At 72.9% G+C, this 19060-nt stretch carries 20 protein-coding genes; 13 read left to right on the top strand and 7 right to left on the bottom strand.

Going from position 1 to position 19060, the window contains the following annotated elements; all coding sequences use genetic code 11:
* Positions 1–100: 100 nt before the first annotated feature.
* On the bottom strand, positions 101–349 hold the full coding sequence (locus tag OHA81_RS04470; RefSeq protein ID WP_329192973.1) for an SCO4226 family nickel-binding protein: 249 nt from the start codon (positions 347–349) through the stop codon (positions 101–103).
* Positions 350–651: 302 nt separating this feature from the next.
* Between OHA81_RS04470 and OHA81_RS04465 the strand changes: the two genes are divergently transcribed.
* The 3 genes from OHA81_RS04465 (at position 652) to OHA81_RS04455 (ending at position 5485) form a co-directional block, all read left to right on the top strand.
* The gene (locus tag OHA81_RS04465) at positions 652–2880 is read left to right on the top strand and encodes a xanthine dehydrogenase family protein molybdopterin-binding subunit (RefSeq protein WP_329192971.1); all 2229 of its coding nucleotides are present in this window, start codon (positions 652–654) and stop codon (positions 2878–2880) included.
* A 35-nt stretch (positions 2881–2915) separates the two neighbouring features.
* The gene (locus OHA81_RS04460) at positions 2916–3380 is read left to right on the top strand and encodes a (2Fe-2S)-binding protein (protein WP_329192970.1); all 465 of its coding nucleotides are present in this window, start codon (positions 2916–2918) and stop codon (positions 3378–3380) included.
* Positions 3381–3535: 155 nt separating this feature from the next.
* A complete protein-coding gene (locus OHA81_RS04455; protein WP_329192967.1) occupies positions 3536–5485 on the top strand; it encodes an APC family permease in 1950 nt (649 codons plus the stop codon).
* 1 nt (position 5486) lies between these two features.
* Here OHA81_RS04455 and OHA81_RS04450 read toward each other — a convergent pair whose 3' ends face one another.
* Together OHA81_RS04450 and OHA81_RS04445 are read right to left on the bottom strand one after the other, a co-directional pair.
* A complete protein-coding gene (locus OHA81_RS04450; RefSeq protein WP_329192965.1) occupies positions 5487–6662 on the bottom strand; it encodes a helix-turn-helix domain-containing protein in 1176 nt (391 codons plus the stop codon).
* A gap of 133 nt (positions 6663–6795) precedes the next feature.
* The gene (locus OHA81_RS04445; protein WP_329192964.1) at positions 6796–7284 is read right to left on the bottom strand and encodes a hypothetical protein; all 489 of its coding nucleotides are present in this window, start codon (positions 7282–7284) and stop codon (positions 6796–6798) included.
* Between the two features lie 209 nt (positions 7285–7493).
* Between OHA81_RS04445 and OHA81_RS04440 the strand changes: the two genes are divergently transcribed.
* The 7 genes from OHA81_RS04440 to OHA81_RS04410 all read left to right on the top strand — a co-directional run bounded on the left by OHA81_RS04440 (position 7494) and on the right by OHA81_RS04410 (position 14567).
* Positions 7494–7736 (top strand): helix-turn-helix domain-containing protein, encoded by a 243-nt coding sequence (locus OHA81_RS04440; protein ID WP_329192962.1) that lies wholly within the window; start codon positions 7494–7496, stop codon positions 7734–7736.
* Positions 7737–7980: 244 nt separating this feature from the next.
* Positions 7981–8415, top strand: a complete 435-nt coding sequence (locus OHA81_RS04435) for a hypothetical protein (protein WP_329192961.1) — start codon at positions 7981–7983, stop codon at positions 8413–8415.
* Positions 8412–9200 carry a transcriptional regulator gene (locus tag OHA81_RS04430; protein WP_329192959.1) on the top strand — a complete coding sequence of 263 codons (789 nt, stop codon included), beginning with the start codon at positions 8412–8414 and terminating at the stop codon, positions 9198–9200. Before OHA81_RS04435 ends, OHA81_RS04430 begins: the two co-directional genes overlap by 4 nt.
* Before the next feature lie 71 nt (positions 9201–9271).
* Entirely contained in the window at positions 9272–9721 is a 450-nt protein-coding gene (locus OHA81_RS04425) for a roadblock/LC7 domain-containing protein (RefSeq protein ID WP_329192958.1), read from the top strand.
* Between the two features lie 109 nt (positions 9722–9830).
* A complete protein-coding gene (locus OHA81_RS04420; RefSeq protein ID WP_329192956.1) occupies positions 9831–10205 on the top strand; it encodes a hypothetical protein in 375 nt (124 codons plus the stop codon).
* Between the two features lie 176 nt (positions 10206–10381).
* Entirely contained in the window at positions 10382–13942 is a 3561-nt protein-coding gene (locus OHA81_RS04415) for a bifunctional glycosyltransferase/CDP-glycerol:glycerophosphate glycerophosphotransferase (protein ID WP_329192954.1), read from the top strand.
* 136 nt (positions 13943–14078) lie between these two features.
* A complete protein-coding gene (locus tag OHA81_RS04410; protein WP_329192951.1) occupies positions 14079–14567 on the top strand; it encodes a VOC family protein in 489 nt (162 codons plus the stop codon).
* Between the two features lie 32 nt (positions 14568–14599).
* Here OHA81_RS04410 and OHA81_RS04405 read toward each other — a convergent pair whose 3' ends face one another.
* Positions 14600–15325, bottom strand: coding sequence for an SIR2 family NAD-dependent protein deacylase (locus tag OHA81_RS04405; protein WP_329192949.1), 726 nt, complete (start codon positions 15323–15325; stop codon positions 14600–14602).
* 211 nt (positions 15326–15536) lie between these two features.
* Here OHA81_RS04405 and OHA81_RS04400 point away from each other — a divergent pair, with 211 nt between their 5' ends.
* From OHA81_RS04400 to OHA81_RS04390, 3 genes are read left to right on the top strand one after another with little or no spacing between them, the layout of a single operon-like run.
* Positions 15537–15986: a hypothetical protein gene (locus tag OHA81_RS04400; protein WP_329192947.1), complete on the top strand. Its 450-nt coding sequence runs from the start codon at positions 15537–15539 to the stop codon at positions 15984–15986.
* A gap of 10 nt (positions 15987–15996) precedes the next feature.
* On the top strand, positions 15997–16284 hold the full coding sequence (locus OHA81_RS04395) for an ATP-grasp domain-containing protein (protein WP_329192945.1): 288 nt from the start codon (positions 15997–15999) through the stop codon (positions 16282–16284).
* A gap of 46 nt (positions 16285–16330) precedes the next feature.
* Positions 16331–17173, top strand: coding sequence for a GNAT family N-acetyltransferase (locus tag OHA81_RS04390; protein ID WP_329192943.1), 843 nt, complete (start codon positions 16331–16333; stop codon positions 17171–17173).
* 54 nt (positions 17174–17227) lie between these two features.
* On the opposite strand, the gene OHA81_RS04385 is transcribed toward OHA81_RS04390, so the two are convergent.
* From OHA81_RS04385 to OHA81_RS04375, 3 genes are all read right to left on the bottom strand, one after another.
* The gene (locus OHA81_RS04385; protein ID WP_329192941.1) at positions 17228–17671 is read right to left on the bottom strand and encodes a subtilase-type protease inhibitor; all 444 of its coding nucleotides are present in this window, start codon (positions 17669–17671) and stop codon (positions 17228–17230) included.
* Between the two features lie 318 nt (positions 17672–17989).
* Positions 17990–18451, bottom strand: a complete 462-nt coding sequence (locus OHA81_RS04380; RefSeq protein ID WP_329192939.1) for a Crp/Fnr family transcriptional regulator — start codon at positions 18449–18451, stop codon at positions 17990–17992.
* Between the two features lie 181 nt (positions 18452–18632).
* On the bottom strand, positions 18633–18935 hold the full coding sequence (locus OHA81_RS04375) for a hypothetical protein (protein ID WP_329192937.1): 303 nt from the start codon (positions 18933–18935) through the stop codon (positions 18633–18635).
* Positions 18936–19060: the final 125 nt, after the last annotated feature.

Here is a 19060-nt window from a genome sequence, read left to right as displayed (position 1 = left end):
ATCCGCAACATGGTTGCTCAAGGCATATGCCGCAGGCCTTCGGGGCCTCCTTCGTGTGTACGAATGTTTCCGGTCACGGCGGTCGGGAACCGTCGTGGAGCTACACCACCAGCGGCACGGGGTGGATCTCGTTCGCCGGGTGCCCGGTCCGCTCGTGGATGCGCTGCACCGCCTCGGCCGTCGGCGCCTCCGACAGGCAGTACACCGTGCCCGACTCCGGGTCGGCCCAGGCCTGCTTGAAGTGCACGCCTTCCTCGCCCTCGATCGCCTGGTCCGCGCGGTGGGCCTCCATCAGCGCCTCCGCGGTGATGCCCTTCATGCCGGTGTGGACGTCCATGAACGTGGCCATCGCCCCACACCTCCTCGCTGTTGCGGTCGTCTCCGGCCCCTGCATCTTCCATCGTCCACCTGCGGCCGGAAAACCGCCGTCCGGCCGCGCGAAGTCGAGCGTACGCGCGAGGGGTACGAGCCCCCGGAGTGCTTCAAGTGCCTCCCGGCGCCGGTCATCACCCGACGGCGGGACCGCTCGAACGAAGGACCCCGCCCGCCGCGATCGCTTCCCACCCCACCCCCTGATCGCTACCCTACGTGTCGGTAATCAACGGGGGGTCCACTCAGGTGGACCGCGCGCGGGGTGGGGGACAAGAAGACATGAGCGGGCACAGCCCCACCTCCGACCGGAGCCGGCGCTCCTTCCTCACGCACCTCGTCGCGGCCCCGACCCTCGCCCTCGTCACCCGGGCCGGGGCGGACGCCCTGGCCCCGCAGCCCGCCGACGCCGCGGTGCCGACGCTTCCCGCCCTCGCCGACCTGGTGGACCTCGGAGACCTGTTCATCCTGGCGGGCGCCCCCACCGCCGCGCTGCTCGCCCTCGCCGTCGAAGCGGACGGGACCATCCGCTTCCGGCTGCCGCGCGAGGAGGTCGGCCAGGGCCTGACCACGGCCGTCGCCGTCCTCGTCGCCGAGGAGCTCGACGCACCGCTGACCGCCGTACGCGTCGAACTCGACGACGCGCGTCCCGAGTTGCTGTTCAACCAGCTCACCGGCTCCTCCAACTCCATCCGCTCCCTGTACGGGCCGGTCCGGCAGACCGCCGCCACCGCCCGGGCCCGGCTGGTCGCGGCCGCAGCCGCCCGCTGGAGACTCACCCCCTCCGCCCTGACCACCGCGAACGGCGTCGTCCGGGCCCCCGACGGCCGTACCGCCGACTACGGGAGCCTCGCGGAGGCCGCCGCGGACCCCGCCCTCCCGGTCCTCGGCTCCGCCCCGAAGCCGGCGGCCCAACACGCCCTCGTGGGGAAGCCCGCCGGCCGGATCGACGCCCGCGCCATGGTCACCGGCGCCCAGCGCTACACCCTCGACCTCGACGTACCCGGTGCCAAGCCCTGCGTCGTGCGCCGCCCGCCCACCCTCGGCGGCAGCGTCCGCGCCGTCGCCAACCGCGCCGCCGTCCAGGCCATGCCCGGAGTCCTGCACGTGGTGACGATCCCGACCGGGGTGGCCGTCGTCGCCGAGACCTTCGGCCAGGCCCTCGACGCCAAGGCCGCGCTCCAGGTCACCTGGGGACCCGGCCCGGCCGACCGGCTCTCGGACGCCCAGGTCCGGGCGAAGCTGCGCGCCGTCAACCCGCCGCCCCTGCTGCCGCCGCTGCTCACCCCGTACGTGGACGCGGAATTCGACTTCGCCTTCGTCAGCCACGCGCCGATGGAGACCAACTCCGCCGTGGCCGACGTGCGCGAGGACCGCGCCGAGATCTGGTCCGGGCTGAAATCGCCGATCGTGGCCCGCGAGAGCATCGCCGCCGACCTCGGACTGCCCCTGGACAAGGTCACCGTGCACGTCGTCCAGGCCGGCGGCTCCTTCGGCCGGCGGCTCTTCTTCGACGCCGCCCTGGAAGCGGCCCGGGTGTCCAAGATCTGCCGCCGCCCGGTACGGCTGATGTGGACCCGTGTCGACGACACCCGCCACGGACGGATGCGGCCCGCCACCCACCACCGGATACGCGCCACCTACGCCCTGGGCGAGGTGCTGAGCTTCGAGCACCGCGTCGCCGCCGCCGAAACCGACTTCCGGCACGGCCTCGGCGAGATCATCACCGCCACCGCGGCCGGCCTGCCCTCGGGGCTCGGCAACGCCACCCTCGCCCAGACGCTCTTCCTCACGACCGTCAAGTCCCCGTACCACTGCGGACTCACCACCCAGACGCTCACCGAGACACCCACCGGAGTCCCCACCGGCTCCTGGCGATCGGTGTACTCCGCCAACACCCGGGGCGCGGAGGAGATCGTGGTCGACGAACTGGCCGCGCGGACCGGCAAGGACCCCTACCGGTTCCGGCGCGCCTTCCTCAAGACCGACGCCCAGCGCGCGGTCCTGGACAAGGCCGCGCAGGAAGGCGAATGGGGACGCCCGATGCCCGCGGGCTGCGCACAGGGCATCGCCTTCCACGAGGAGTACAAGTCCCGTACCGCGTGCCTGGTCGAGATCGACACCCGGGATTCGCGGCACGTCCGGGTCACCAAGGCGGTCGTCGTGGCCGACGTCGGCCTGCCCGTGAACCCGCGGGGTGTGGAGGCCCAGATGATCGGCGGTCTCACCGACGCGATCTCCACCACCCTGCGCGCCGGCCTCCACCTGGACGACGGCCTGCCGTTGGAGGGCAGTTACAGCCAGTTCCACTGGGCGCAGCAGCGGGACACCCCGCGCGACGTAAGGGTCTTCGTCCTCCCGGCGACCGGTACGGAGCCGGGCGGCGCGGGCGAACTCGGCGTACCCGCCGCGGTGGGCGCGATCGCCAACGCGTGGGCCCGCGCCACCGGATCCAAGCCGCGCTCCTTCCCGCTCTCCTTCGACGTCGACTTCACCCCCTACCCGCGCTAGTCCGCCTCCCGCCGCGCCAGCTCAGGAGCCCCGCCGTGCCCTCGCACACCTTCACCGTCAACGGACAGAGCGTGACCGTCGACGCGCCCGACGACCTGCCCCTGCTGTGGGTGCTCCGCGACATGCTGGGCGTGCGCGGGCCGAAGTACGGCTGCGGGGTGGACGTCTGCAAGGCCTGCACCAGCCATCTCGACGGCGCGGACGTCCGACCGTGCGTCGTGCCCGTATCCGCCTGTGCCGGGAAGACGGTCACCACCATCGAGGGGCTGGCCGAGGGGGACAGGCTCCACCCGGTGCAGGAAGCCTGGCTCGAACAGGACGTCTCCCAGTGCGGCTTCTGCCAGCCCGGCCAGATCATGGCGGCGGTCGCCCTGCTGGAGCGCACCGCCACCCCCACGGACGAGGACATCGACGCCATAGCCAACATCTGCCGCTGCGGCACCTACTTCCGCATCCGGGAGGCCATCCGCAGCGCGGCGGCCAAAATGCGCACGGCGTAGTGACGACGGGCCCCGGGCACCGACGGGCCCGCCGACGTCCGGGGCGCCGAAGGGTCCGGGGCGTCCCCCGCCCGACGGCGGCCCCGCGCCACCCGGATCCGGGACACAGCACCGATAGAGGATGGAATGCACGGAAAATGGCTGATCATGCCTGAATGAGGCGTATCAATGCGAAACGCGTGCTGGTGGGTGAGCCGCTCGACACCGCCCGACTGGGCGAGACGCTCCTGCCCAAGCGGCTCGCCCTGCCGATCTTCTGCAGCGACCCGCTGTCCTCGGTGGCTTACGCCACCGAGGAGATCCTGCTGACCCTCGCCCTCGGCGGCGTCGCCCTGCTCCACCTCGCCTGGTACGCGGCCGCCGCCATCGTCTTCCTGCTCGTGGTGGTCGTCGCCTCGTACCGCCAGACCTGCCACGCCTACCCGGGCGGCGGAGGCGCGTACGTCGTCAGCGCGGAGAACCTCGGCCAAACCGCCGCGCTGACCGCCGCCAGCGCGCTGCTGGTCGACTACGTGCTCACTGTCGCGGTGTCCGTCGTCTCCGGCGTCGCCGCCATCACCTCGGCCATCCCCGCCCTCAACGACCACCAAGTCGCCCTCTCGGTCGCCTTCGTGGTGCTGCTCACGCTGATGAACCTGCGCGGCGTACGGGAGTCCGGGCGCGTCTTCGCCGTCCCGACGTACGGCTTCGTCCTCGTCATCTACCTCATGTTCGCGGTCGCCGCGTTCCGGATCGGGACCGGCGACACCATCCGGGCCGAGTCCGCCACGCTCCCGATCACCGCGGACGGGACGTACACCGGGATCGCGCTGGTGTTCCTCGCGATGCGTGCCTTCGCCTCCGGCTGTACGGCACTGACCGGCGTCGAGGCGATCAGCAACGGCGTGCCCGCCTTCCGCAAACCCAAGAGCCGCAACGCCGCCACCACGCTGGCCGCGATGGGCGCCCTGGCGGTGACCATGTTCATGGGCATCACCGTCCTCGCCATGGTCTACGAGGTGCACGTCGCCGCCGACCCCACCGAGCTGGGCCTGCCCCCGGGAACGCCGATGTCGACCGCGCTCGCCCAGATCGGACGGGCCACCTTCGGCGACTGGCACCCGCTCTTCTACCTGCTCCAGGCCGTCACCGCCGGCGTACTCGTCCTCGCCGCGAACACCGCCTTCAACGGCTTCCCGATGCTCGCCTCCATCCTCGCCCGGGACCGGTACGCGCCGCGCCAGCTCTCCAACCGCGGCGACCGGCTCGTCTACTCCAACGGCATCGTGCTGCTCGCCCTCGCCGCGATCGCCCTGATCGTCGCCTTCGACGCCCAGCTGACCCGCCTCATCCAGCTCTACATCATCGGCGTCTTCGTCTCCTTCACCCTCTCCCAGGCCGGGATGGTCCGGCACTGGAGGCGCGAACTGGCCTCGCCCGCCACCCCGAGGGAGGAGCGGATCCACATCCACCGCCGGCTCGCCATCAACGCGGTCGGCGCCACCCTCACCGCACTGGTCCTGGTCATCGTCCTCGTCACCAAGTTCACCCACGGCGCCTGGCTGGTCTGCATCGCCATGCCCGCCCTGTTCCTGGGCATGAAGGGGGTCCGGCGGCACTACGACGCCGTCACGCGACAGGTCGCCGTCCCCGCCGGCGCCCTTCCCCGCATGCCCGCCCGCCACCACGTCCTGGTGCTGGTCTCCTCCGTGCACGCCCCGACGCTCAAGGCGCTCGGCTACGCGCAGGCCCTGCACCCCGACACCCTGACCGCCGTGTCCGTGGCCGCCGACGAGCACGACATGCGGCGGCTGCGCGAGGCGTGGGCGGACCACGCCCCCGGGATCAGCCTCAAGGTGCTGCATTCGCCCTACCGCGAGGTGGTCGGCCCGATGATGGCCCACATCCAGGAGCTGGCGGCCACCGAGGGCGGGGACGTGCTGTCGGTGGTCATCCCGGAATACGTGGTGGGCCACTGGTGGGAGCAGCCGCTGCACAACCAGAACGCGCTGCGGCTCAAGGCGAGGCTGCTGTTCACCCCGGGCGTCGCGGTGATCGACGTGCCGTACCTCCTGGAGTCGGCGCAGGCCGGGGAAACCGGCGGGGCCGGGCTACCGGCCGGGTAGTTCAGCCGGCGGCGTGCTGGAGCACCGCCGCGTGCGCCAGCGCCAGTTCCACGACCTGTGCCGGATCGGACAGCGACCGGCCGGTGAGCCGCTCCAGTCGGCGCAGCCGGTTCGAGACGGTGTTGCGGTGGCAGTACAGGCGCTGCGCGGCGTACGTGGTCGAGCCCCCGCAGGCCAGCCAGGTTCCCAGGGTCGTCAGCAGCACCCGGCGGTCCTCCGGCGGCAGCTCCAGCACCGGGCCCAGCACCACCTTGCGCAGCCGCCCCGCGAGTTCGGCGTCAGAGGCGACCAGCGCCGCCGGGAGCCGTTCGTCCAGGAGCGTGGCGCCCGGGCCACCCGCCGCCGGGGCGGTGTGCAGGGCCAGCTCCGCCAGCCTGCGGGCGCCGGCCAGTTCGGCGGGGGACACCACCACCGGGCTCACCCCGGCCCGCGCGCCGGGCGGCGCGAGGAGCTCCCGTACGGCCTCCAGGGGATGGTGGCCCAGCTCCACCAGCCCGCTCGCGCCACCGGCGCGCACCCGCCACCACACGCGCGGGGCGCCGGCCGCAGCCGGGGCGGGGACCGGGCCGGGAGGGGACCCGCCCGGCCCGGACGCGATCACCGCGAACCGGCCCCGCTCCGGGAGTCCGAGCCGGGCGGCGGCCTCCGCGGCCTCCGCGGCCGTCCCCCCGTTGTCCAACAGCGCGTCGAGGAGGGCCGCCCGGTGCTCCCGGTCCCGGTCGGCGCGCGCGGCGACGGCGTCCCGGTACGCCTCTGACGCGGCGTCCGACATCCGCTCCAGCACCTCCCACAGCTCCGCCGCCGCCGGCAGCAGCCGCGGCAGCGCAGCCCGGTCGTGCGCGGTCACCGCCTCGGTCAGCGCCTGCCACAACGACCGCCCGGCGCGCCGGTATCCGCGCAGCAGGGAATCCAGCGGCAGTCCGCGCTCGGCCGCCTCCGTCCCCTCGGCGCGAGCCGTGTCGGCGCAGGCCCGATCCACCGGCAGCCCCCGGGAGACCCGGGCCAGGCCCGACACGGCCTGCCCCAGCGTGCGGTGGATCCGCTCGTGCAGCCCGGGCCGCCCGATCAGCGCGGCGTACGCGGGGTCCTCGGCCTGCGTCCGGTCGGTGAGCCGGTCCGCCGCCACGGTGATCCGGCGTTCCAAGTCCTCGCGTATCTCCTCGATGAGCCGCTCCATGCCGGGCAGCGTGACACGCGCGGGGGCGCGGTGGGGAGCCCCGGGAACGGCCCGCGTCCCCCGCGGCGTCAGGCACGCCGCCGCGGGCCTTGCCCGTGGCGAGGCGGAATCCGAAAGACCTCACCCGCGCGAACTAGCGCACCCCGGACTCCGGTTGGGGCAGGCCCAGGCCGGCGAACAGGTCCTGCGCGAGGTGCTCGGTGAAGACGGCCGACTCCGTCAGGGCGCGGCGGACCGCGGCCCCGTCGGCGGTGAGTCCGGCCGCCGCCGACCACGCCAGGGCGGCGCACACCGCCGGCAGCACGGGGAACTCGTGCACGGGTATCCCGTAGTCCACCGCCTTGGCGCGATCGAGCAGCGCCCTCCAGCGGTGCCCGGCCGGCGCGGTGGCCTCGACGAAGCCGACGTCACTGTCGAGGAACTCCACCGCCACCACCGGCGCGTCCACGAGCCGGGCCAGCCGCGCCACACCCTGCCGGTCCGCTTCCTCGAACTCCGCGGACCGCCAGCCGGCCACCGCCGGGGCCGACGCCTCGACACCGGTGAAACCTGCGGCTTCCATCAGGTCCGGCAGCCGTCGCGCCGCGGACCGTACGACCAAGGATCCCCCTGAGTTACCCATGCCGACAACGGTACGGCGGCCCACTGACAATCACCGGGAAGTCCGTACCCGCGCAGGGGAACCGCCCGCTCCCACGAGGAAGATCGCGCTTCCCGGGCGCCGGGCGGTGGTTGATCTTATGCTCAGGTTTACGCGAGTCAGCTGGTTTTGTGGCCGGTGAGCGACTTTGATGGGTTTGCCAGCCTCGTCACGGAGCAGGGGGACTCATCATGGGCACCGAGCACACCCACAAGGACAGCGCACCCACCCTGATCGGTTCCGTGCAGCGGGCGCTGCGCCTCGTGGAGGCGATGCACGCGGAGGGCGGTGCCACAGCCAAGCGGCTCTCGCGGATCACCGGGATCCCGCTGCCGACCGTCTACCACCTCTTGCGCACCCTCAGCCACGAGGGGTACGTACAGCGCGAGGGCGGAGCGTTCCGGCTCGCGGACGACCTGCCACTGGCGTCGTGAGCGGAGCGTCCCGCTCGGGCCGCCGGAAGGAAGCCGGTGGCGCTCGGCCGTCGTGATCGAGCCGTCAGGATCCGGCCCTCGTGATCGGAAGCTGACACGTTCCGGCCAAGCTGGCACGTGCTACCGCGCATGTTCCAGCGGAAAATGCCAGAACGCCTTTTCGCTCTGTGGAAGTTGAGTAAGTTCCCTCCTGTCGCGCCGTACGACCGTGCACCCAGCACGTCAAGCCGGGAGGGGAGCCCGCGTGCCCGGGATCGACGAATGTCTGCTCGAAGCCATGGCCCTGCCCGGTGCGCGGGGCGCCGCGCTGGTCGACTGGAGCAGCGGACTGGCCCTCGGTACCGCGGGGGACTCACCGGTGGGCGACCACGAGACCACCGCCGCCGAGACCGCCGAGCTGGCCCGCGCGGCCGCGGAGTACGAGTCCTTCGCCCCGGCGGAACCGGGAACCGAAGCCGGATCCGGTCCGGGAGCGGGACCCGGCCCGGGCGCCCCCGCGGGCCCGCCCGTGGAGGACCTGATCGTCACCACCCGGACCGGCTACCACGTCCTGCGCTTCGTGGAGACCAGCTTCGACAGCAGCGTCTTCCTCCACCTCTGGCTCGACCGCGCCGACGGCAACCTGGCCCTCGCCCGGCACAGACTCCGCACCCTGGCCGAGGGACTGGTGCTCAGATGACCGCCGCAACAGCGAGCCCCGCCACCGCCGTCTCCCCGCTGCTCACCCGCCTCGCCGCCGAGCGCGCCACCGGCGCCCTGCTCCGCGACCGCGGCACGCTCTTCCTGGAGCACGGCCGGGTCGTGCACGCCGAGAGCCCCTCGACCCCCGGCCTCGGCGTCCTGCTCACCGCCGGCGGCGGCCTCGCCCCCGAACGCTGGAACGAGGCCATCAGCCAGGCCGGAGCCCGCCGCCAGGTCGCCCGGTTCCTCGTGGACAGCGGTGGCCTGGCCGGCGGGGAGCTGGAGATCTGCCACGTCGCCGCCATCTTCGACGCCGCCTTCTTCGCCCTTTCCCCGGGCAGCGGCCCCTCCCGGTTCCGGCGCGGCGCCACCCACTGGATCGGCTCCGTCCGGTCCGTCCCCGCGGCCGCCGTCGAGCGCGAGACCCGGCGGCGCCGGGAACTCCTGGACGCGGTGTGGCCGTACCCGCTGCTGGACACCGCCCCCGTGGTGCCCCGCCCGGCCGCCCCGGGCCAGACGGTCACCGCCCGCCAGCGCCTCCTGCTCCGGCAGGCCGACGGCGTGCGCACACCCGCCGACCTCGCCTGGGTGCTGGGCCGCCCGGCCTTCCACACGCTGCTCGACGTCCGCAGGCTCGCGGCCGCCGGCCTGGTCGAGACGCCGTACGAGCCCGCCCCGGCACCGGTCGCCGGGGCATCCCTGCCCGACTGGATGACCCAGACCCAAACCCCGGACGTGGCGCTGCTCCGCCGGTTACGCGACGCACTGGAGGCAAGCCTGTGAGGCTCCCGCTGCGACCGGTCCTGCGCGCCGACCGCTCCGAGCGCAGGCAGCCCGAAAGGAGGCCGGCCGAGATGAGCACGGTGATGGTGACCGCCGAGACCGAAGCCGAGATACGCGCGGAGCTGCGGCGCCTGCGGGCCCGCGTCCCCCAGCTCACCGGCGCCCTCGCCGCGAGCGCCGACGGCCTGGTCCTCGCCCACGACAGCGCCGCCGCCGAAGCCGAATCCGTCGCCGCGCTGACCGCGGCGGCCCTCGGCGTGGCCCAGCGGCTCAGCGACTGCACGGGCCAGGGCGGCTTCCGGGAGCTGCTGGTCCGCGGCGAACACGGCTACGTCGCGACCTACGCCGCCGGGGAGGCGGCCGTCCTCACCCTGATCGCCGAACCGCGCGTCAACGTGGGCCGGCTCCACCTGGAGGCCCGGCGCTCCAGCCTGCGCATCACCGAACTCGTCGAGCACGGCCTCGGCCGGCGCGGAGGCCCGGTGGCCCCGCCCATGCCGACCGAGGCGCCGTCTCCCTGAGTTCCTTACGAAGACCACGGCAGACCGCCGCGACACGGCGTCCCGGCACAGCCGCTCCCACAGCGACAGCAGACGACGACAGCAGGAACGACAGAGAAAGGCAGCACTCATGGCCAACGTGGAGACCGCCCTCAAGGAAGCCACCACCACCATCGACGGCGCGCTCGGCGCCGCGCTGGTCGACTACGGCAGCGGCATGGCGCTCGGCACCGTCGGCGGGGGCAAGGACCTCGACCTCGGGATCGCCGCGGCGGGCAACACGGACGTGGTGCGGGCCAAGGTCCGCACCATGGAGATGCTCGGCCTCAACGACGAGATCGAGGACATCCTGATCACCCTCGGCAGCCAGTACCACCTGATCCGGCTGATGAAGGCGCGCAGCACCGGAGGCTTCTTCCTCTACCTCGCGCTCGACCGGGGACGCGCCAACCTCGCGATGGCCCGGCACCAGCTGAAGAAGATCGAAAGCGAGCTGGAGATCTGAGGAGTACCCGCGAGGGTCGCGACGGCTCGGTGGCGGGCGGTTGAATTCTTTGCCGTCCGCCCGGCGACCAGGGGCGATATGTCCGAGGATGGGCGGACTTTATCATCCCGTTACCGAGTAAGATGCTCTAATCGGTTGATCATCAACAAAGCAAATAGCTGGAGAACCTGCCACCCATGCCCCCGCGCCTGAGCATCGTCGTACCGGTCTACAACGTCGAGCTCTACCTCGACGAGTGCCTGGAGTCCATCGCCGCCCAGACCTTCGAGGACTTCGAGGTCGTCCTCATCGACGACGGATCCACCGACGCGAGTGCCGCGATAGGCGAGGCCTTCGCCGCGCGGGACGACAGGTTCCGACTGGTCCGTCAGAAGAACGCCGGACTCGGTGCCGCCCGCAACGCGGGTGCCCGTCACATATCCGAAGGCAGCGAGTACCTCGCCTTCGTCGACAGTGACGACACCATGCCGGTGGACGCCTACCAGCGGCTGATCGAAGCCCTCGACGAGACGGGTTCCGACTTCGCCGGCGGCAACGTGCTGCGCTTCCGCTCCGTCGGCATGCAGCAGTCCTGGGGACACCGCGCCCCCTTCGCCACCACCAGGCTCAAGACCCACATCTCCAAGTTCGCGCCGCTGGTCACCGACCGCACCGCGTGGAACAAGGTCTACCGGCGCAGCTTCTGGGACGAGCACGGCTTCCAGTACCCGGAAGGCATCCTCTACGAGGACGCGCCCGTCAGCATCCCCGCCCACTACTTCGCCACCAGCGTCGACGTGATCAGTGACGTCGTCTACCACTGGCGGGTGCGCGAGACCGGCGAGCGCTCCATCACCCAGCGCTCCACGGACCCCGTCTCCGTGATCGACCGCGTGACGTCCATCCGGATGGTCCGCGACGCCCTCAAGGGCAAGCAGGGCGAGAAGTACGCCCGGTACCTGCGCGAGTACGACCACAACGTGCTCAGCGAAGAGCTGCCGCTCATCTACAAGTACGTCGGTGAGGGCGGCCCCGAGTTCCGCGCGGCGTTCGTCAAGGAGGTCGGCGGCCTCATCCGGGAGATCGGCACCGGGCCCTGGACCGACCTCACCGTCGCCGACCGGCTCAAGGCGTACCTCGCCCGCGAGGGCCGCGTCGAGGAGTTCATCGCCCTCAACAAGCACCAGAGCGACTACTCCTACAGCGTGCCGGTCAAGGGACTCGCCCGCCCGCAGGCCGACTACCCCTTCCTCACCGCCCCCGTGCCGCCCAAGCTGCTCACCCTCGGCCCGCGCGAACGCCGCGTGGTCAGCCGCCTGGAACAGGCCGCCTGGAGCGACGGCAAGCTGCTCCTGCGCGGCTACGCGCTGCCCGGCCACCTCGGCGCGGAGAGCCGCCTGGGCTCCCGCAAGATGCTGGTCTTCCGCGAGCAGGGCAAGCGCCGCCGCAGCGTCGTCACCGCCCGGACGGTCGCCTCCCCGATGGCCACCGTCAACGAGTCGCACCTCGCGCTGCGGCACGCGGACTGGGCCGGTTTCACCGCCGTCGTCGACCCCACGGTCTTCCAGACCGGCGGGACCTGGAACGACGGTACGTGGACCACCTCGATCGCGGTCACCGGCGCCGGCGGCCTGCACCGGGCGCGCCTGCGCGGCGGCGACCACGACAGCGGCCACAACCCGCCCGCCTACTGGGCCACCCCCGACGTCCGGATCGTCCCCACCGTCGCCGGCGCCCTGACCATCAAGGTCGAGGTCGTCCGCGCCCGGGCCCTGGACGTACGCCCGTCCGGCGACGAAGCCGTCGAGGTGTCCGGCGAGCTTTCCACCGAAATCGGCCGGGGCGCCTCGCTGCGCGCGACGCACGTCGGCAGTGACGACACCCTGACCGTCGCGCTGGACACGGCGGACGCCGCCCAGAACGGCCGCGTCCCCTTCACCGCCGTCCTGCGCCTGGCCGAGCTGGCCGACGTCCCGCTGCCCGGGCCCGGCGAGTGGGGCCCCCAGGCGTGGAACCTGTCCGTCGTCCGCGCCGACGGCACCGAACACCCCCTGACGCTGGACGAGCGGGGCGGCTTCACCGGACTGGTCGTGCCGGTGCCCGGCGACGCCACCGGCCGCGCCGTCTTCGCCAAGCGCGGCACGTCGGGCCACCTGGTCCTGTCCGTCCAGGCCTCGCCGCCCCTCGTGGACACCGTCACCGCCAAGAACGGCACCCTCACCCTCGCCGGCAGCTTCCACGCCCCCGCCGACGCGGCCGACGAGCCGTACGAGCTGGTCCTGCACAACCACCACGGGAGCGAGTTCAGCTACCCCGTGACCCGTGACGGCGACCGCTTCGAGGCCTCCTTCGAACCGGTCCTGCCCGAGCCGTACGCCGGCCGCACCACCCTGCCGCACGGCCGCTGGTGGCCCACGCTGCGCCCGGTGAGCCAGGGCGGCACCACCGCGGGCCTGCTCGGGGTCGACCGCGGCGCGCCGCTCCAGCTGCTGCCTCCGGTCCTCTTCTCCGGACCGCACCACCTCACCGTCGACGGCCGCCGCATGCGCGTCGAGGCCCGTCTGTACGACCGGCTGGTGCTGAACAGCGACCCGCTGATCAGCCCGCACGACCGCTCGCGGTACGCCCAGCGCGTCGCCCGCGACATCACCTACCCGGCCCAGTCCGCCCTGCCGGTCAAGGACATGGTCGTGTACGAGACCTTCCAGGGGAACGGCGCCGGCGACTCGCCGCGCGCCATCCACGAGGAACTGGTGCGGCGCGGCGAGAAGCTGGACCACGTCTGGCTGGTCCGCGACGGCCGCGCCGAGGTCCCGTCGACCGCCCGCGCCGTCCAGTACGACAGCCTGGAGGCCTGGGACGTCCTGGCCCGCGCCCGCTACTACGTCGTCAACGACAGCGTGCCGGGACACTTCCGGCGCCGCCCCGGGCAGACCGTCGTACAGACGTGGCACGGAACGCCGTTGAAGCAGATCGGCCACGACTACCTGCACGACTACTACACGAGCCCCGAGGCGCTCGACGCGCTGCGCCACGACGCCGCCCAGTGGTCGCTGCTCGCCTCCCCGAGCTCGTACGCGACCCCGGTACTCAAGCGCGCCCTCGGCTACGACGGCGAGATCATCGAGTCCGGCAGCCCGCGCACGGACGCCCTCGTCCGCCCGGACGAGCAGCGCGTCGCCGAGGTCCGGCGGCGGCTCGGCCTGCCCGACGGCAAGAAGGTCGTCCTCTACCTGCCGACCTGGCGGGAGAACCGCGAGGGCTGGTCGAACGGCTACAAGCTGGACCTGCAGATCGACCTCGAAGCCGCCCGGCGCGAGCTCGGCGAGGACCACGTCCTGCTGGTCCGCGGTCACCACAAGGTGAACGAGCAGGTCCGCGAGGGAGCCCGTGACGGCTTCGTGGTCGACGTGTCCCGCTGGCCCGACACCACGGACCTGCTGCTCGTCGCCGACGTCCTGATCTCGGACTACTCGTCCGCGATCTTCGACTTCGCGCTGACCGACCGGCCGATCCTGCTGTTCACGTACGACCTGGAGCACTACCGCGACACGCTCCGCGGTTTCACCTTCGACCTGGAGAAGAAGGCCCCGGGGCCGCTCCTCGCCGACTCCGCGAGCCTGATCGAGGCCGTGCGGAACGCGGACGCGGTCGCGGCCGAGCACGCCGAGGCGCGGGCGGCGTTCCGCGCGGAGTTCTGTGACCTCGACGACGGTCACGCGGCCGAGCGCGTCGTCGACCGGATGCTCGCCTTGTAATCCGTACGAGTGCATTACCCGAGGGACACAGACCGGTCCCCGGCCCACCGATGAGTTCCGGGCCGGGGGCCGGTCTGTATGCAGGAGACGGCACCCGCTTCCGGGTCCGTCCCGCGCACCCACCCTGGAGGCAGTCATGAGCAGCAGCACCGGCTTCACCACGTGCCTGTGGTTCGACGGCGACGCGGAAGCCGCCGCCGACTACTACCTGTCCGTCTTCAAGGACGGCAAGCGCGGCCGCACCGTCCGCAGGAACGAGGCGGTGCCCGGCCCGGGCGGTGAGGTGCTGTCCATCGAGTTCGAGATCAACGGGCAGAAGTTCCTCGGCCTCAACGGCGGCCCCCAGTTCCCCTTCACCGAGGCCGTCTCGTTCATGATCCACTGCGCCGACGAGGCCGAGGCGGACTACTACTACGACGAGCTGAGCGGCAACGGCGGCGAGGAGTCGGCCTGCGGCTGGGTCAAGGACAGGTTCGGGCTGTCCTGGCAGGTGGTCCCGGCCGGCACCCTCGACCTGATCGCCGACCCCGATCCGGGACGGGCCGCGCGCGCGACGGCCGCCATGATGACGATGAAGAAGCTGGACGTGGCGCACATGCGCCGGGCGGCCGACGCCGAGGGCTGACCGGGGGCGGCCAGGGGCCGGACAGGATCCGATCAGCCGCCGATCCGGGCCAGCAGCGCCGGCAGGGCCGTCCCGATCGGCTGGCGGATCACCTCGTGAGCGAGGGCGTCGTACGGGGTCTCCTCCGCGTTGACGATGATCAGGCGGGCCCCCGCCTCGGCGGCCATCCCGGCCAGCGAGGCGGCGGGCTGCACCTGGAGGGTCGACCCGACGGCGATGAACACCTGACACCCCTTGGCCACCGCCATGGCCTGCCCGAGCACCTGCGGGTCCAGCCGCTCGCCGAACATCACCGTCGCGGCCTTGAAGATCCCGCCGCAGGCGTGACAGGCGGGATCCGGCTCCCCGGCGGCCACCCGGGCCAGCGCCTCGTCCATCCCCGACCGGGCGTGGCACGCCGTGCACACCACGGACCGGGCCGTCCCGTGCAGCTCGAACACCTTGCGCGCGGGCATCCCGGCGAGCTGGTGCAGGCCGTCCACGTTCTGGGTGATCACCCGGACCGGCGTACCGCCGCGCTCCAGCTCCGCCACCGCGACGTGCGCGGCGTTCGGCCGGGCCCCGAGGGCGCCGATCTCGGCCCGCATCAGCCACGATCGCCGCCGGACGTCCGGATCGGCCATGTAGTACGCGTACGTGACGAGCTTCTCGGCGTCCGGCTCGCGCCGCCACAGCCCTTGCGGCCCCCGGTAGTCCGGAATCCCGGAATCGGTGGACATCCCGGCCCCACTGAACACTGCGACGAGCGGCTTCCCCATGAGCCGACCCTACGCAGACCAACCCCGGCCCGCGAACCCGTTTTCCGCGCACCGGTTTTCCGCGGCTCAGGCCCGCGCGGGCCCGTCCGCGGGGCCCCGGCCGGACCGGGGGAGCGGCCCGAAGGCCACAGTGGTGAATCCCGCCCCCACTGGGGTGAGGTCCCCGCCGCGTCCCGCCCGGCCGGACCGCGCGGGCAGCTACAAACCGGACATGAAGCTCACCCCTCACCTCCCCGGCGCGCTGCTCCTCGCCCTGACCGCCCTTCTGGTCCCGGCGGCGGCCGCCACCCCCGCACTGGCCGACGCGCCGCCGTTCGGGGACATCGCCGCCCTCGCCCGCCGGCACACCGCCGCCCAGATCAGCGGCTTCCTCACCGGTTTCTACGGGGTCCACGGGCCCTCCGCCCACGACCGCCGGCACCGGGTCTCCCAGCAGCTCAAGGACAAACAGAGGAACAACCCGGACAGCGACGTGCTGCTGTGCGCCCAGAGCAAGCCCAACCGCATCACGGTCGGCCCTGCCACCGTCGCCCAGAACGCCGGCGTCGGCTGGGCCACCGTCACCACCCACTGGGACGGCGGCGCCACGGACACCTTCACCGCGTACGTACGGCTCGACAGCCGGCCGATCCGGGTGGACGACGTGATCTGCGCGGGCTGACCAGGGGCGGGTGAGCCGGGGACGCCGCAAGGGCGTTGTCCCGCCTTCCGGCCGGGCGCCCCGCATCAGGTGGGCCGCCCGCCCGGACAGCCCGTCGGCCGACACCCTGACGCCGGACCCGGATCCGCTGCGGGCGGCTGTCGAGGCACTGCGATGCCGCTTCGTCACCTCCGGCCCCGCGCTGCGCGCGGACGGCGTCCGGCGGGTCGCCGAGTTGGGTGACGGGCAGGTCGGCGACCTGCACCGCGAGGCCGATCCGGCCGCGACCACCGCATTGCTGACGATGAGTCAGACCTGACGGGCGGGGCTGCGTGGGCGCGGTGGCGTCTGGTAGAAACACCGGCATGACGGGCTTCGAGATCACCGGCGCGAGCGCCTGCGACATGGAACTCATCCGCTCCTGGGCCGAGGAGGAAGGCTGGAACCCGGGTGTCGGCGACCGTTTCGCCTTCGCCGTCGCGGACCCCGGCGGATTCCTCGTCGGCCGGCTCGACGGGGAGCCGGTGGCCTGCATCTCGGCGGTCCGCTACGGCGCCGGCTTCGGGTTCATCGGCTTCTACATCGCCCGGCCGGCCGTGCGCGGCCGGGGGTACGGGATCCGGCTGTGGAACGCCGGGACGCAACGGCTCGACGGGCGCCTGGTCGGCCTGGACGGGGTGGTCGAGCAGCAGGGCAACTACCGCAAGTCCGGGTTCCGCCGGGCCTGGAACAACGTCCGCTACGAGGGGGTTCCGGCGGCCGGTGACGACCGCGGGGTGCGGCTGGTGGACGCCGCCTCGCTGCCCTTCGCGGAACTCGCCGCCTACGACCGCCTGTTCTTCCCGGAGGCCCGGGACTCCTTCCTCGCGGCGTGGACCGGGCTGCCCGGGCGGACGGCCCTCGCCGCCGTCCGTGACGGACGGGTCGAAGGCCTCGGCGTGGTCCGCCCGGGCAGCGCGGCCGCCAGGATCGGCCCGCTGTACGCAGCGGGCCCCGAGGTCGCCGCGAGCCTGCTGCGGGGGCTCGCTCGGCACGCTCCCGGCGGGCAGGTCGCCGTGGACGTACCGGACGCGAACCCGGCCGCGGTCGAGCTGATGGCCGGGCTGGGGCTGGTGCCCACCTTCGAGACCGCCCGCATGTACACCGGCCCGGCGCCGGAGCTCGACCTGGCGGGCCTCTACGGGGTCACGAGCCTCGAACTGGGGTGACGCGGACCGGGCGGCGGTCGCACGGCGCCGCCCGGCGGGTTTTCGTGCGCCGTCCTACACGTGGAACAGGACGCCCTCACTGCTGCGCAGCTCGCACGGGTTGGCGAAGGTGTGCGCGTAGTTCAGCCGGCGGCCCTGCCACACTCCGTCGGTCGTCACCGTCACCGGGTTCCACTCCCTCGTACACCGCACGTTCGCGCGGGGCGCTGTCAGCGCGTCCGGCGAGCCACCGGTCGCCCGCAGTTCGGCGCACGCCGTTGCCGGGTCCGGGTGCGTGCCCGCCGGCCGCGGAGCGCACACCAGCGTCACCGCGCGCATCACCGTCGCCTGGGCGGGGTCCTCTCCGCTGGCGACGCTGACCACGAGCGCCGACGGGGCGTAGAGGGTTTCGGCTCCGGTGGGCGCCGCGTCGGCGGCTCCGGACCCGGCCAGCGCGGTGAGAGCGGTGAGCGCCATGGCTCCGGAAGCCAGTCCCAGACTCCTGCTGATGGACCGCATTTCGAACACTCCTCGGGGTTGTCGTGCCGGATAACGGACGGGAGTCTTGCCCATGCGGCGCCAGAACGCTCGTTCGGGCCGCGATTTCGCGTCACCGTTCGTAAGCGCATGAGTGCAGTCCGCAGCGGTGACGGTCCGTTGACCAGTGCGAACGGAGAGCACCGAAACGGCCGAAGAAGCCCGCTTCCGGGGGGCTCATGGGACGGGAGGGACCGGGCCCGCACCTCGCTGACCGGCGGCGCGGGCCGCGGATCGCGGCTTCGGGGCTCCCGGCGGGCCCGAGGGCTCGGCGGCCCGAAGGTTCGGGAGCCGGGGAGTTCAGCGGGTCGCCGGGCTGCGCGGCGCGTACAGATCGAGGAGCCGGGTGCGCGTCTGCTGGAGCCGCATCGCCAGCACGCGCCCCACCCAGTGCCCGATGGCGGATCCGAAGGCGGGGTCGGCGTCCATCAGCATCCGCACCGTCGGCGCGTCGAACTCGTACGCCCGCACCAGGGTCATCGCCTCGGCGCTGAGCTGCCAGGTGTACGGCGGGAAGAGCCAGGACCAGCCCACCAGTTCACCCGTGCCGAGGCTCTCGATCGGGGCGGCCCGGCGGCCGGGGACGGGAAGCTCCAGGGTGACGGTGCCGGAACGCACTATCCAGAAGGAATCCGCCCGGCTGCCCTCGTCGAAGATCCGAGTGCCCTCGCGGAAATTGACCTCCCGGGACAGGGCCATGAGCCGCCGGCGATGCTCGGTGGACAGCACGGCGGCGAGCCGGATGGGGGAAGGTGTGCTCACGACGGCCTCCGATCACGACCCCCCACAACGGTGCTGCTCACCTCAGTGTCGCCGACTCCGGCGCAAGGGGTAGTGCGACGCCTCGATACGGCGCTCCGCCCCCCGGTGGCCACTCGCTCCGCCCCCGTGGCCGCCCGCCCCGGGACCTGTGGGTCACCGCCGTTGCACGGGAAGTGACGGCTCAGTCCTCGGCGCCCGCCTCCAAGCAGGCCAGCTCCATCGCGTCGAGCACCGCCTCGTGGCTGCGCCGGCTCAGCTCGGCCACGTTCTCGATCTGCGCCGTCGCCCAGGCGGCGAGGGTCATCACCAGGACCCGGAGTCCGTCGGTGCCGTGTTCGGCGAGGATCGCATCGGCCACGATCATGGCCTCCTCGGGGACCTGCTCCGGCGGTTCCAGCCCGGCCAGGCCCCGCAGCATCGCGAGGGTCCGCCGGGAGATCTCCGGTGTCATCCGCGCCAGCCGCATGTCTTCTTCGTCGTCCATCCGCCCACCTCCGGTGCCGTGCCGAACGCCTGAGGGCACGGTAGAGCGGCACGGGTCCCCGCGGGGTGGTTTTCCCCGGGGTGCGCCCGGGCGAACGAACGCGCCGGGGCGCGGCTCCCGTACGT

Origin of the sequence: Streptomyces sp. NBC_00667 (assembly GCF_036226825.1) — a bacterium.
In the GTDB taxonomy this organism is placed as follows: Bacteria; Actinomycetota; Actinomycetes; order Streptomycetales; family Streptomycetaceae; genus Streptomyces.
This window is presented reverse-complemented; position numbering and strand designations above follow the sequence as displayed.

Bases quoted from the DNA above. Each gene is read 5' to 3' on its own strand.
- OHA81_RS04440 (WP_329192962.1), top strand. From the start codon at position 7,494: ATGGGCACCGAGCACACCCACAAGGACAGCGCACCCACCCTGATCGGT.
- OHA81_RS04390 (WP_329192943.1), top strand. From the start codon at position 16,331: ATGACGGGCTTCGAGATCACCGGCGCGAGCGCCTGCGACATGGAACTC.
- OHA81_RS04420 (WP_329192956.1), top strand. From the start codon at position 9,831: ATGGCCAACGTGGAGACCGCCCTCAAGGAAGCCACCACCACCATCGAC.
- OHA81_RS04465 (WP_329192971.1), top strand. From the start codon at position 652: ATGAGCGGGCACAGCCCCACCTCCGACCGGAGCCGGCGCTCCTTCCTC.
- OHA81_RS04410 (WP_329192951.1), top strand. From the start codon at position 14,079: ATGAGCAGCAGCACCGGCTTCACCACGTGCCTGTGGTTCGACGGCGAC.
- OHA81_RS04455 (WP_329192967.1), top strand. From the start codon at position 3,536: ATGAGGCGTATCAATGCGAAACGCGTGCTGGTGGGTGAGCCGCTCGAC.
- OHA81_RS04385 (WP_329192941.1), bottom strand. From the start codon at position 17,671: ATGCGGTCCATCAGCAGGAGTCTGGGACTGGCTTCCGGAGCCATGGCG.
- OHA81_RS04405 (WP_329192949.1), bottom strand. From the start codon at position 15,325: ATGGGGAAGCCGCTCGTCGCAGTGTTCAGTGGGGCCGGGATGTCCACC.
- OHA81_RS04425 (WP_329192958.1), top strand. From the start codon at position 9,272: ATGAGCACGGTGATGGTGACCGCCGAGACCGAAGCCGAGATACGCGCG.
- OHA81_RS04375 (WP_329192937.1), bottom strand. From the start codon at position 18,935: ATGGACGACGAAGAAGACATGCGGCTGGCGCGGATGACACCGGAGATC.
- OHA81_RS04450 (WP_329192965.1), bottom strand. From the start codon at position 6,662: ATGGAGCGGCTCATCGAGGAGATACGCGAGGACTTGGAACGCCGGATC.
- OHA81_RS04445 (WP_329192964.1), bottom strand. From the start codon at position 7,284: ATGGGTAACTCAGGGGGATCCTTGGTCGTACGGTCCGCGGCGCGACGG.
- OHA81_RS04400 (WP_329192947.1), top strand. From the start codon at position 15,537: ATGAAGCTCACCCCTCACCTCCCCGGCGCGCTGCTCCTCGCCCTGACC.
- OHA81_RS04470 (WP_329192973.1), bottom strand. From the start codon at position 349: ATGGCCACGTTCATGGACGTCCACACCGGCATGAAGGGCATCACCGCG.
- OHA81_RS04430 (WP_329192959.1), top strand. From the start codon at position 8,412: ATGACCGCCGCAACAGCGAGCCCCGCCACCGCCGTCTCCCCGCTGCTC.
- OHA81_RS04415 (WP_329192954.1), top strand. From the start codon at position 10,382: ATGCCCCCGCGCCTGAGCATCGTCGTACCGGTCTACAACGTCGAGCTC.